Source organism: Bacillus sp. EA-CB0995, assembly GCF_055814245.1.
Window position 1 is genome coordinate 332,537 of record NZ_CP169269.1, and the last position, 12,617, is coordinate 345,153.

The following is a 12,617-nucleotide window of genomic DNA, read 5'->3' on the forward strand; positions in this document are numbered from 1 at the left end:
AATGGAACAAATACTAAAGAATGATTGGGCGCCGTTGCTCGCACCTGAATTTGAGAAACCATATTATCAACAATTACAATCATTTTTAAAAGAAGAATATCGTACACACGTTGTATATCCAAAGCAGGAGAATATTTTTAATGCTCTGCATTATACAAGCTACAAAGATACGAAGGTGCTTATTTTAGGACAAGATCCATATCATGGGCCAGATCAAGCGCACGGTTTAAGTTTTTCGGTGCAACCTGGTGTACGTACGCCGCCGTCACTCCAAAACATGTATAAAGAATTACTGGATGACCTTGGCTATCCAATCCCGAATAACGGCTATTTAGTAAAATGGGCGGAGCAAGGTGTGCTTTTACTAAATACTGTATTAACTGTGCGTCAAGGAGAAGCCAACTCCCATAAAGGAAAAGGATGGGAAGTTTTCACAGATCGCATTATTGAATTGTTAAATGAACGTGAGAAACCAGTTATCTTTGTGTTATGGGGACGACCTGCTCAGGCAAAGAAAAAGCTCATTACAAATCCAAATCATCATATTATTGAATCTGTTCATCCAAGCCCATTATCAGCACGCCGAGGGTTCTTTGGCAGCAAACCATTTTCAAAAATAAACAACTTGTTAGTAAAACAAGGAGAACAGGAGATTGATTGGCAAATTCCGAACCTCTAAATGAGAGTTCTTTCATTTAGAGATTTATACATGTAAAAACAGACCGCTACATATGTAACGGTCTGTTTTTATTTATTTATTTTCTTCTTTTTTTAATTTCGCATCTAGTACGAACGTACCAAATGGAATAACAGATGCAACAAGCGCACCAAATACCCATGACTTTGATTTATGATGAATAGTGGTTACTTGAAAGACAGCGTAGATGAATAGTATAAACAAGACACCATGTGCCATACCTGCTACAGTAACGGCTTTTGCAAAACCTGCAAAATATTTCAGTGGCATTGCGATGAATAGAAGGATGAGAAAAGAAATTCCTTCAAGTACTCCAATAACTCTTAAACGTCCAATCGGTGTTGATAACATAAAATGACCTCCTTATAAGCCTGTCTATGATAAATTTGTATTCTTTTTGTGAATAAAATAGCCTATTTTATTCCATTATAATCGAAAATAAACTTTACACTACAAGAATAGTGCAAAGTTCAAAATATCTTCACAAGCTGCTAAAAATAACAGATAAATCCCGCTGAAATATTTGACTTCAGCGGGATTTTATAGACGATTGGTTTAACTAATCTTCAGCGAGCAAGCTATTCTATCCCGCATTAACGGGCAGTAAGACCCCCACCTCAAGATTGAGAGAAGCGAAGAAGATAGGTGGGGGATAACTGCCCGTAAAAGCTCGATTGGTTCAACTAACCATCAGTGGGGGATGAAGAAAACCCCCACTGATGGAAGTTTCACTTTATACAAGCACTTCGCTGTTTAATACAAATTGTTCTACGACTTTTGCAACGCCGTCATTCATGTTTGTGTCTGTTACATGATTAGCAATGGCTTTAATGTCATCAGGTGCATTGCCCATTGCAACGCCAAGGCCAGCAAATTCAATCATTGCTAGGTCATTGTAGCTATCGCCCATTGCGATAACTTCTTCACGTTGAATACCAAGTTTTTGGATGAGTTGGTTTAAGCTTGTGCCCTTTGTTACGCCAGCCTCTGTAAATTCTAAGAAGAATGGCTTTGAACGCATAACACTTAATTGGCCTTCAAATTCTTGTTGTAATTTTTTTCAACTTCTACAAGGCGTTCAGGTGCTTCCATCATTAATACTTTCACAACGGGTTCTTTCACTGTATCTACAAAACTATCAATTTCAATAATTGGCATACCCGTAATATGAGCTTCAACTTCTGTATATTGATTATTTTCTTCTGTTACAATGTCATCGCCGATATACGTATGAATCCAAACATCCTCGTGCTGGCTTGTTTTATATAAATTATGAACGGTTTCAGGTGATAACGTACTGCTAAATAATTCCTCATTTGTTTTGCAGTTAATAATTTTTGCGCCGTTAAACGATAAAATAAAACTTCCGTATTCTTCTAAACGAAGTTCTTTTGCAATCGCCCACATCGCAAATGTTGGACGGCCAGAAGCTAGTACGACTTTCACTCCGCGCTCTTGTGCTTTCATCAGTGCTTCTTTTGTACGCGGTGAAATGGTATGGTCATCGCGAAGTAATGTATCATCTAAATCTAGTACAATCATTTTATAAGACATTTGAATGGTCCTTCCTATATGAATTTAACATAAACTATAAGACATCGAACTTCTTTGTTAATGGAATCGATTCCGTGCGCATTCATATACGAGCAGAAGAATCTTGTCTGCTCGTATATGTCTCTATTATCGTAACAATACTTAAAATAGACTGCAATGCTTGAAGTTTACCAATTTGGTTTACATTTTGTGTCGATTGGTTTAACTGGTTTTTAATAGAGGCTTTCCTCTAAGATGTGTGTTTGTCCGTTGAACGAGAAAATAATACTTCTAGTATAATTGCCATTACAGAACCGAGTACAAGGCCGTTGCTTAAAAAGGATGCAAGAAACGGCGGAAGTGAAGAAAAGGATCCTGATGGGATGAACATGACGCCAATCCCAGTAAAGAGAGCGAGACCGGAAACTTTGAATAAGCGCTCTTTATCTTTTACAGTTTCATATTCTCGAAAAGCTAGCCCAATCATACTTGCAAATACAGGATAAATAGCTGCATAACCAACAGCTACTGGAATTGCTGCAAAGAAAGATGTAACTTTCGGAAATAGGCTAATGAGAATAATAAAGGTTGAACCTAGAATAAACGGTAATCGTTTATAAATATTTGTTGTTGAAATAAAACCAGCTGATCCAGAAATGGCAACAGGCCCAATTGCTGAAAAAAGGCCCCCAAGAAGCTGGTTGATGCCAGTAATAATCCCTGCTTGTTTAAATCGATTTTGTATTGCGATTTCTTCATGTTTTGAAATGACTTGTTGTACAACGCGAATACTTGCTAACATGTTTGTAAGCAGTAGTAGTGTTACGAAAACAACAGTAATGACCATATTCCATTCTACGCGGGGCATACCGAAAACAAAGATAGAAGGAAGGTGGATGATATCATTTACTGGTGTAATCGGATTAGAGAGTCCGAAGTAAGCAAATAGAATCCAGCCGATTACGATACTACATAAAACAGAATATTGTCCCAGAACAGGTAGCTTCATAATAAAGAATGATAGTAAAATAACGATGAGAGAAAGAAGAAGTACTTTTCCTTGTATTTCTTTATGTTGTCCATCAAGTCCAAACATTCCTTTCAAAAAGGAGCCGCTTAGCTGGGCAACGAGAAGAAATAAATATGTTCCGACGACAGTTGGTGTAAAATAGCGCACGAGCTTATCGATAAGCCCAAATACACTAAGAAGGATACAAATGAGACCACTTAGTAAAAAAGAATACTGCAGTACACGAAGTGTTTCACCACTTGACCCGAATAACGTAATTCCGAGGCTTGCGTATAACGAAAATATACCCCACCAAAGTCCAGCAGGCCCTTCTTGAATTGGCAAGCGATGTCCAAATGCAGCTTGTAATATGCCGGCAAAGCCAAGAACAAATAATGTTCGTTGTACAAAAGCGATAGCCTCTGCCCCTTCAAGCCCGTAATTAGCAGCAACACTAATCGGAACAATAAGACTACCGGCTAAAATAAATAATGCCCATTGCAAGGCAGAAAGAAATGTTTTCATCTTATCGACCTCTTTCTTGTATTCCGTTTCTAGTATATATGTATTTGATTTGTTGTGGCAAAGATTGAACATAGAGAAAAGAGATGAAAGAATATCATGAGTGCACGTAAACAATTGATTATTGCAATTATATGTATGTGTTTCGTTGTAATTGTCGGAACTATCGGGTTTATGATAATAGAAGAGATTAGTATGTTTCAAGCATTTTGGATGACAATGATTACTGTATTAACAGTTGGATATGGAGATGCCGTCCCATTAACGAAAGCAGGAAAGATTTTTGCCCTTTTAATTATTCCACTTGGTGTTGGTATTGTGACATATGCGATTGGGGTAGTAGCAGCTATGATTGTTGAGGGGAATTTATTTCAAGCGATGCGGAGGAAGAAGATGGAGAAACAAATTGCAGAAATAAAAGATCATATTATTGTGTGCGGATGCGGCAGGGTTGGTTTACAAGTTGTGCAAGAATTACGAGAAAAAACATTCCGTTTATTGTTGTTGATAGAGAAGAGTCTGTATTAGTGGAGCAAAAGCTTTTATATGTACACGGCGATGCAACAGAAGATGAGGTGTTACATAAAGCTGGTATTACGAGGGCAATTGGTTTAGTGGCAATCGTTGCCAGTGATGCAGAAAATGTGTTTATTACATTAACTGCAAGAGGCCTAAATACGAATATTAAAATCATAGCTCGGGCCGAAAAACAAGAATCGGAAGAGAAGCTAAGACGCGCTGGTGCGAATAAAGTTATTAATCCATCCAGTATGGCGGGAATTCATATTGCAAAAGGCATTGCGAATCCTTTAACGGTTAATTATATAGATACAGTGCTATATGGAACAGAACAGAATTTTGCCATTGAAGAAATTGAAATGGCCGCAGGGTCATCTTTAATTGGAGAAACGCTGATGGAAGCAAATATAAGGAATCGTTTTGATATTACAATTTTAGCGATTTTGCGAGATGGACATATTATTCATAACCCAACAGGGGCGGAAAAATTGGCAGAACGTGATATGATAATAGTATTTGGTCCAGTAGAGAAATTGGAGCAATTTGAGAAAGAATTACAATATATGAGGTGATAAAGAATGCAAATATCTAGCGATAAGATTTTGAATAAAATGGCAAGCGAAATTGCAAAAGCGAAAGGAAGCGAATCACATAAAACGAAAGAACATCTTCTAGTTGTTCGTGCATTATGCGATTTATTGCTAGAAGAACAGACGGAAGCTCCTGTGTATGTTGAACCGAAAATACAAACACATGTTATAGCGCCGCAAATGCCGGTTCAACCAATTGCTTCGTTTTCAGGAGAGCCTGTATATATAAAAGAAGAGGATGCAAACGGAAACTCTCTTTTTGATTTTTAAAAGTTAAATAGTTGGATTGTGTGTAAAAAATTTCTTATTATAAAAATAAAAAGGGGGAATTCTAATGAAAATTTTCTTCTTATTAGGTTGTATTGCAGCTGCACTAGCTGTTGCACTCGGTGCATTTGGAGCGCATGGACTTGAAGGGAAAATCTCTGCAAAAATGTTAGATGTGTGGAAAACAGGTGTTACGTATCAAATGTTTCATGCAGGTGGATTATTTGTTGTAGCTTTGTTAATGGACAAGATTCAATCTTCTCTTGTAAGCGCAGCAGGCTGGTGTATGGTGGCAGGTATTATTATGTTTTCCGGAAGCTTATACGCATTAAGTACAACTGGTATGAAATTTTTGGTCCAATCACTCCGCTTGGCGGCGTAGCATTTATTGTAGGCTGGGTTTTATTAGGAACTGCGGTCGTAAAAGGATTATAAAGTGAAACTTCTTCTTGGGAAACGTTTTTCTTCCCAAGAGGTTAGTTGAACCAATCGGGCCCTTACAGATGGTTTGTACTTTACTTCCTTGTCTAACCTCTTACCAGCTGTTTGGTCGGGATAAAAATAAAACAAAAGCTGGCATTTGCCAGCTTTTTCTTATTATCTTGGAGGGTAAGTTGCTGGTTGTTGTCCTGGGAAGTAGGTGATTTCTCCAGGAAATTCTACATAGTCAAGATAGATCATAAGCAGTAAATAACGTTTTCCGGACTTAGGTTCACTTACAATGATATGATCGCGTCCTGCAGCCTCAATGATGCCTGTATAGGATTGTGTACCAAGTGTGCTGCCGCGCTCATATGTCATGAAAAAAGTCGCTGGTTTTCCTTTGTTTAAACGAAGGATATTTTCAATATACGATTGCTCAAGTGGAAGCATGCCTTGAGAAGCGGCAACTTGCGCTTGAGTAGGTTGCGGCGTTTGTGGCATTTGCATTTGTTGTCCTGGTTGCCCTGGTTGCGGCTGCATATATCCGCCAGATGGTTGATAAAATCCTCCCCCATAGTATGGGTTTTGTTGCTGTGCCATACAAAATCCCTCCTCTTTTCAATTCACTAATATACACCTGGACAGGCTTCACCAGTTGGTTGGAAAAAGCAATGGTTTTTAAAACGACCAGAATTTTCTTGATTAAACCAAGTTGGCGGACAATCACCTGGTGGTCGGAAAAACCATAAAGAAAAATTAGCAGGCCAAAAGCGTTCACCTTGAACTGTGCGTCTTGCCAAAGCGACATCACTTTCACGAGCACGCTGATAAAAGTAACCTTTTTGCGTCGCCTCAAACCCACCAGGACTTTGAAATACCATTTGACGAAGGTTTCGAATCTTTTTAAAGTCTAAGCAATTCCCTCTTACGCGATTGACGCCGACATTTCCAACCAAAAGCATTCCTTTAGGCCCTTCTCCTTCTGCTTCTGCCCGCATTAACCTTGCGAGTAGTCTTAATTCTTCATCTGTATAGGCAATAACACCCATCTCTTTCACCTCTCTTATTACTCCGCTAGAGAAAAGAAAGTGTAGAACAACCACTAATTCATAGGTATGAAAAAAAGGAGCAGATATGACAACTAAGCCATGTTTTGTGATGAGGGATAATCTATAGTTCTGTTGAAGATTGATTAGACCGAGAGTGTTAGCAGGGTATAAAAAAAGGAACGAAAAATCGTTCCTTTTTAGCTTATACATGTAAAAATTTTGCGACCTTCTCGCTTGGTAAAATGTTTCCAATGAAAAATGTTCCAAACTCACCGTAACGTGCACTTACTTCATCAAAGCGCATTTCGTATACAAGTTTCTTAAATTGAAGAACATCATCAGCGAATAATGTTACGCCCCATTCATAATCATCAAAACCTACAGAACCAGTAATGATTTGACGTACTTTTCCTGCATATTGACGGCCGATTTTGCCGTGGCTATACATTAATTTTTTGCGCTCTTCCATCGGTAACATGTACCAGTTATCATCACCTTGGCGGCGCTTGTCCATCGGATAGAAGCAAACGTGGTTTGCTTTTGGTAATGTTGGGTATAGACGCGCAAGAATTTGTGGATTTTGGTATGGATCTTCTTCAGCAGGAAGATAGTTACTTAACTCCACAACAGATACGTAAGAGTATGTAGGAAGCATATACTCTGCTAATGTTGTTTTATTGAATTCTGCTTCAATTTCATTTAATTCTTCCATTGTTGGACGTAAAATCATGAACATGATATCAGCCTTTTGTCCAACGATTGTATACATTGCATGGCTACCTTGTTTTGCAGTTTCTGTTTTGTTCCATTTTTCAAAGATGTTTAAAAATTCGAACATTGCTTGCTGACGCTCGTCACTAGATAATGTTTTCCATGCTGCCCAGTCCATAGAACGGAAATCGTGTAAACAATACCAACCATCTAACGTTTTTGCTGCTTCACTCATTAGGTTCACCTCGAATAGTCAAGTTTTACACGTTAACTATATCATATATAGATGAAAAAGCATGTATCGGAATCTTGGAAGCACAAAATTGTCACATTTCATGGCGGAATTTTAAGAAAATATAATCATTTTTATTTTGCCTATTTTTTCGAAGCAATAAGTTTAAAATATAGATAAAAAGCGGTATTCTTAAATATGGATTTGAATTTGTAGGAGGGTTATTCGTGAGCGATTTATTTACAACAGTAAAAGAAAAAGTTCAAGGGAAAGGCGTTTCTATCGTACTTCCTGAAGGAACTGATGAAAGAATTTTAGGCGCTGCAGAGCGTTTAGCAAAAGAAGAGTTAGTAAAACCAATCTTAGTTGGTAATAAAGAAGAAATTAGCGCGAAAGCTGCTAGCATGAACTTAACATTAGCAGGCGTTGATATTTATGACCCAGCTACATACGAAGAAATGGATGCAATGGTAGCATCTTTCGTTGAACGCCGTAAAGGTAAAGCAACAGAAGAAGCTGCTCGTGAAATCTTAAAAGACGAAAACTATTTCGGTACTATGCTTGTATACATGGGAAAAGCACAAGGCTTAGTAAGCGGTGCAGCTCATTCTACAGCTGATACAGTTCGTCCAGCACTTCAAATCATTAAAACAAAACCAGGCGTTACAAAAACTTCTGGCGTATTTATCATGGTACGTGAAGAAGAGAAATATGTATTCGCTGACTGTGCAATCAACATTGCTCCAAACAGCCAAGATTTAGCTGAAATTGGTATTGAAAGTGCAAAAACAGCTGAATTATTCGGCATCGATCCACGCGTTGCAATGTTAAGCTTCTCTACAAAGGGTTCTGCGAAATCTCCAGAAACAGAGAAAGTTGTAGAAGCAACTCGCATCGCGAAAGAAATGGCTCCTGAGTTAACATTAGACGGTGAGTTCCAATTTGACGCTGCATTCGTACCATCTGTAGCAGAAAAGAAAGCACCAGGTTCTATTATTAAAGGTGATGCTAACGTATTCGTATTCCCAAGCTTAGAAGCTGGTAATATCGGCTACAAAATTGCACAACGCTTAGGTAACTTCGAAGCAGTGGGACCAATCTTACAAGGCTTAAACATGCCAGTAAATGATTTATCTCGTGGTTGTAACGAAGAAGAAGTGTACAAGTTAGCTCTAATTACAGCAGCTCAAGCACTATAATTATGAAAAAAGCCCCGCAGATGCGGGGCTTTTAGTTTTCTAATCCAAGTGATTTATTATTACGATCGATTATGCGCTGTAAGTGATGTTCGTATAATGGTACTTCGTCTATTGTAAGCTGTGACGGTGTTAACTGCGGTGTGAAATGCTGTAATGTTTGTAAAAGTCGCATCATCAAATCTTGTACGGTAATTTCTTTACCAAGTAGTTCTGATAAGGAAGCCATTGTACTTGGAATAATTTCAGGATAGGTAAACTTTGTTTCCTCTCTTTGAATGGCCAAGTCGTAAAAATCACGAACAAGTGTAGCGCGTTCTGAACCGCTATTTGTGGCACATAAATAAATTTGTACAGCAACGCCTCCACGAATGCGGCGCTGTGAAATACCAGCAAACTTTTTATCGTCAATGCTTAAATCATAGCTGCCAGGACAGTAAGAGCCGACGATTTCTTTTGCTTCAATATTGACATCATAATCTTTTAGCATTTCTTTAATTAAATGCCACATTGTATCATAGCCAAGATCGATATCAATGCCTTTTTCTGTTTCTTGGAATAGAAGAGAGACGTTCAGAACACCCTCATCTAGCACAACAGCGAGCCCGCCTGAATTGCGGACAATGACATTGAAACCTTTACTTTTCAAAAATTCAATTCCCTGCTTTAAATAAGGTAATCGTGTATCTTGAATGCCAAGAACAATTGTATTGTGATGAACCCAAGAGCGCATTGTTGCAGCAGATGTACCGTTTCCGACTGTTGTACATAACGTATCATCCATTGCGAAAGACTGCAGCGCATGGAATTGCGGACCTAAGCTTGATTGGTCAACAATGCGCCACTCTGGTTGAGATAGAATCGAACGAGAATCGCTCATGTAAATAACCCCTTATCTATAAAATGACAATATTTATCAGTAAGACCCCCACCTCAAGATTCAGAGAAAAGCATTGTCCAGCTCTAACGGCTAGAATCTCCGGTCGTTTCGCCCCCTCGGACGAGGCAAAAAGCACCTCTCTGTCGGGTGCTCCAACGTCCTGCGATTCTGAGCGAGCCGCTTCCGCTTTTCTTAAGAATCTAGGTGGGGGATAACTGCCCATAAAAGCCCGATTGGGCGGGCTTTCCATCAGTGGGGGAAAAACCCCCACTGATGGAAGTTTCACTTTATTATAGCAAAAAGAGAGAGTAGAGAGGAAGGTTGTGAAGAAGAACCTGAAAGGATTGAAAAAGCTAGAAAAAACTAGAGTTAAAAGAAAATCTGAAAAAAGAGAGTTATCCCGATGTACGTAGAGAATCTAAGATGGAAGAATTTGAAACGGTGAATGAAACCATAATAAAAAGGATGCTATCATAGCATCCTTCTCATTCCGCAATCTTTTCTAGATTTCCGTTTCGATCCATGCGAAACGAGGTTTGTGTACGCTCTTCGTCGTCCATTAATGCAAGTTTACGCGCGCGGTTCATAATTTTCATCAGCGTCTCGTAATCTTCTTGAACTGTAGTTGATTGCTGTTCTAGTTTTTCCACTTTCATTTCTAATTCAGCATTTCTTCGCATATACTCGGCAATTTCTTGTTTCAATCTCTCATTCTCTCTTTCAAGCGCGGATACTTTTACATTAGAAGTTCCGAGTGACTGTAGAAAATGGATAACGTCGTGCATAGCAATGGAAGAAGTTGTTGGCGTTACTTGGGCAGTTTGAACAGTTTGAACGTTTTGAACGGTTTGAATAGGTTGCTCAATTTCGATAGCTATATTTTCATCGGTTGTTACAGTAGATGAAATCGGCGGTGTATATAGAAGGCGTTTTTTCGCTTGTTCGCCGCCATTTGCACGCATTTTATCTTTACGATGCTTTTTCGCAAGTTGTAATGCTTGATCGTAACTATAGCGCACCACAGCATTCCAACGAAATCCACAAGCTGCTGAGGTACGATTTAATTTATCACCAACTTCTTCAAAGGCATTTAATTGTGTACTTCCTTCGCGAACGTGGCGCAAAACGGTTTCAGCAAGAAGTAAATCATCTTCTTCAGTCCAAGCATCTTGTCTTACTTTCATAGATTCATCTCCCTTTCTTTTTATCAATATCTTATTTTTAGAATGGACAAAATAAACCCCTTTTATACAAAGCTTTTAAAATTATGGTAGATTTTGAGCGGAAGTGTGTTTGCAGGTTATATTTGCTGTGCGAAAAAGCGAGAGTATGTAATTGATTTGACATGAAACCTGGCAGGGAGAAAACTTGCATCACATCAAAAAGAAAGGTAAAATACCATTTAGTGTTTATTGTTATATGTACTTGAGAAAAGTTTCAAATAGAGGAAGTGTTATATAAAATGGGAAACGAATTTCGTGTGTGTGATGATTGTCAGGCAACGAATATTAAGACGTTAGTACCGCGTTTAAAAAAATAGATGAATGTGCAGATATTCAAGTCGGATGCCAATCGTATTGCGGCCCTGGTCGTAAGAAATCATTTGCATTTGTAAATAACCGTCCAGTTGCAGCACCAAATGAAGATGAGTTAATTAAAAAAATCGAAGCAAAGTTAAACAAGTAAAAGGATACGATATCGTATCTTTTTTTTGTGCACCAAAGTTTTTCAGAGCGTAAAAAAGTTTTGTATAACAAAATTAGTGGTTGACAAATTTTAGTGTAAATTTGTAGAATGATATTGAGAATCATTATCGGAATCAAGAACCGCTCTTGGTTTTCTTTTTTTGATCTATGATGAGAATGAATTTCATTACTATTTATGTATATTAAGAGTTAGGATGTTGTAGATGGAAGTGAGTACGAGAAGGTTTTACGAAGAAGAATCGGTAGACGTAAAAGAGATAAAAAGCCGGCCTCTTATTGCCTTAATGATTTTAATTGTTGGGACTGCTTTATTAGCTTTAAGTATGGCAACTTCTATATCGTTTGGTGCTGCCGATATTAGTTTGAAAACAGTATGGCAAGCTGTGTTTCAGTTTGATGAATCGATTACATACCATAATGTTATTCAAGAATTGCGGCTTCCAAGAGCGATTGGAGGAGCAGTTGTTGGAGCATTTTTAGCAGTATCGGGTGCGATTATGCAAGGAATGACACGAAATCCTCTTGCGTCTCCTTCACTTATGGGGATTACAGACGGGGCTGTATTTGGAATTGCGATTATGTTTGCATTCTTTCCAAACTCGCCATACTTCATGTTCGTAATTGCTTCCTTTATTGGTGCAGCATTTGGTGCGAGCATTGTGTATGGGATTGGTGCAGCATCTCCGGGTGGATTAACGCCAATTAAGTTAGCGTTATCAGGAGCGGCGATTAGTGCGTTATTAGGCGCAATTTCATCTGGGATTGCATTGTATTTTAATTTATCACAAGAAGTTAGCATGTGGCATGCAGGCGGTGTTGCTGGTGTAAAATGGGAAAGTTTACGTATGTTACTTCCAGTTGGTCTCGTTTGCCTTATTGTTGCTATTATGCTAGCAAGATATATTACGATTTTAAGTTTTGGTGAAGAAATTGCTATTGGACTTGGACAAAATACGAAGCTCATTAAGTTGATTGGAACTATCCTTGTCCTTATTTTAACAGGTTCTGCGGTTTCAATGGCTGGATCTGTTGGGTTTGTTGGCCTTGTTATTCCACACTTAACGCGCTTTCTTGTTGGGTCAGATTATCGCTGGGTGATTCCGTGCGCTGCCGTTTTAGGCGGCTTGCTTGTTGAATGTGCCGACATAATCTCCCGTATTATAAATCCGCCATTTGAAACACCAATTGGTGCTGTAACAGCGATGATCGGAGTACCATTCTTCCTCTACTTAGCACGTAAAGAAGGGAGAGGGAAAATGTGAATCAAGGAATTTTAACGAAAA

The 12,617-nt window shown here is 38.6% G+C and carries 11 protein-coding genes and 4 pseudogenes; 7 read left to right on the top strand and 8 right to left on the bottom strand.

The annotated features are described in order from the left end of the window. The first annotated feature begins 1 nt into the window (after position 1). On the top strand, positions 2–679 hold the full coding sequence (locus ACEWFJ_RS01830) for a uracil-DNA glycosylase (RefSeq protein ID WP_473690142.1): 678 nt from the start codon (positions 2–4) through the stop codon (positions 677–679). Between the two features lie 72 nt (positions 680–751). Here ACEWFJ_RS01830 and ACEWFJ_RS01835 read toward each other — a convergent pair whose 3' ends face one another. From ACEWFJ_RS01835 to ACEWFJ_RS01845, 3 genes and pseudogenes are all read right to left on the bottom strand, one after another. Continuing rightward, positions 752–1,048: a DUF3817 domain-containing protein gene (locus tag ACEWFJ_RS01835; protein WP_473690143.1), complete on the bottom strand. Its 297-nt coding sequence runs from the start codon at positions 1,046–1,048 to the stop codon at positions 752–754. 481 nt (positions 1,049–1,529) lie between these two features. Next, positions 1,530–2,251: pseudogene (locus tag ACEWFJ_RS01840) on the bottom strand (Cof-type HAD-IIB family hydrolase); the annotation flags it as partial. Positions 2,252–2,480: 229 nt separating this feature from the next. After that, positions 2,481–3,764: a purine/pyrimidine permease gene (locus ACEWFJ_RS01845; RefSeq protein ID WP_473690144.1), complete on the bottom strand. Its 1,284-nt coding sequence runs from the start codon at positions 3,762–3,764 to the stop codon at positions 2,481–2,483. A 96-nt stretch (positions 3,765–3,860) separates the two neighbouring features. Here ACEWFJ_RS01845 and ACEWFJ_RS01850 point away from each other — a divergent pair. The 3 genes and pseudogenes from ACEWFJ_RS01850 (at position 3,861) to ACEWFJ_RS01860 (ending at position 5,572) form a co-directional block, all read left to right on the top strand. Continuing rightward, a pseudogene (locus ACEWFJ_RS01850) lies at positions 3,861–4,852 on the top strand (potassium channel family protein). A gap of 6 nt (positions 4,853–4,858) precedes the next feature. Then, entirely contained in the window at positions 4,859–5,140 is a 282-nt protein-coding gene (locus ACEWFJ_RS01855; protein WP_230575596.1) for a YwdI family protein, read from the top strand. A gap of 64 nt (positions 5,141–5,204) precedes the next feature. Beyond that, positions 5,205–5,572: pseudogene (locus tag ACEWFJ_RS01860) on the top strand (DUF423 domain-containing protein). A 162-nt stretch (positions 5,573–5,734) separates the two neighbouring features. Here the strand turns inward: ACEWFJ_RS01860 and gerQ are convergent. The 3 genes from gerQ to hemQ form a co-directional block, all read right to left on the bottom strand. Further along, entirely contained in the window at positions 5,735–6,160 is a 426-nt protein-coding gene (gene gerQ, locus ACEWFJ_RS01865) for a spore coat protein GerQ (RefSeq protein ID WP_473690145.1), read from the bottom strand. Positions 6,161–6,186: 26 nt separating this feature from the next. Next, complete coding sequence (locus ACEWFJ_RS01870) at positions 6,187–6,609, bottom strand: cell wall hydrolase (protein WP_253631002.1); 423 nt, start codon at positions 6,607–6,609, stop codon at positions 6,187–6,189. Positions 6,610–6,811: 202 nt separating this feature from the next. Then, positions 6,812–7,555: a hydrogen peroxide-dependent heme synthase gene (gene hemQ, locus ACEWFJ_RS01875; RefSeq protein WP_473690146.1), complete on the bottom strand. Its 744-nt coding sequence runs from the start codon at positions 7,553–7,555 to the stop codon at positions 6,812–6,814. A 224-nt stretch (positions 7,556–7,779) separates the two neighbouring features. Here hemQ and pta point away from each other — a divergent pair, with 224 nt between their 5' ends. Further along, positions 7,780–8,751: a phosphate acetyltransferase gene (pta, locus tag ACEWFJ_RS01880; protein WP_473690147.1), complete on the top strand. Its 972-nt coding sequence runs from the start codon at positions 7,780–7,782 to the stop codon at positions 8,749–8,751. 31 nt (positions 8,752–8,782) lie between these two features. On the opposite strand, the gene lipL is transcribed toward pta, so the two are convergent. Together lipL and ACEWFJ_RS01890 are read right to left on the bottom strand one after the other, a co-directional pair. Continuing rightward, a complete protein-coding gene (gene lipL / locus ACEWFJ_RS01885; protein WP_473690148.1) occupies positions 8,783–9,628 on the bottom strand; it encodes an octanoyl-[GcvH]:protein N-octanoyltransferase in 846 nt (281 codons plus the stop codon). 485 nt (positions 9,629–10,113) lie between these two features. After that, on the bottom strand, positions 10,114–10,812 hold the full coding sequence (locus ACEWFJ_RS01890) for an RsfA family transcriptional regulator (RefSeq protein ID WP_473690149.1): 699 nt from the start codon (positions 10,810–10,812) through the stop codon (positions 10,114–10,116). 278 nt (positions 10,813–11,090) lie between these two features. Here ACEWFJ_RS01890 and ACEWFJ_RS01895 point away from each other — a divergent pair. After that, positions 11,091–11,314 (top strand): annotated as a pseudogene (locus ACEWFJ_RS01895) (YuzB family protein). 223 nt (positions 11,315–11,537) lie between these two features. Continuing rightward, positions 11,538–12,596: a FecCD family ABC transporter permease gene (locus ACEWFJ_RS01900; protein ID WP_473690150.1), complete on the top strand. Its 1,059-nt coding sequence runs from the start codon at positions 11,538–11,540 to the stop codon at positions 12,594–12,596. Positions 12,597–12,617 lie beyond the last annotated feature (21 nt).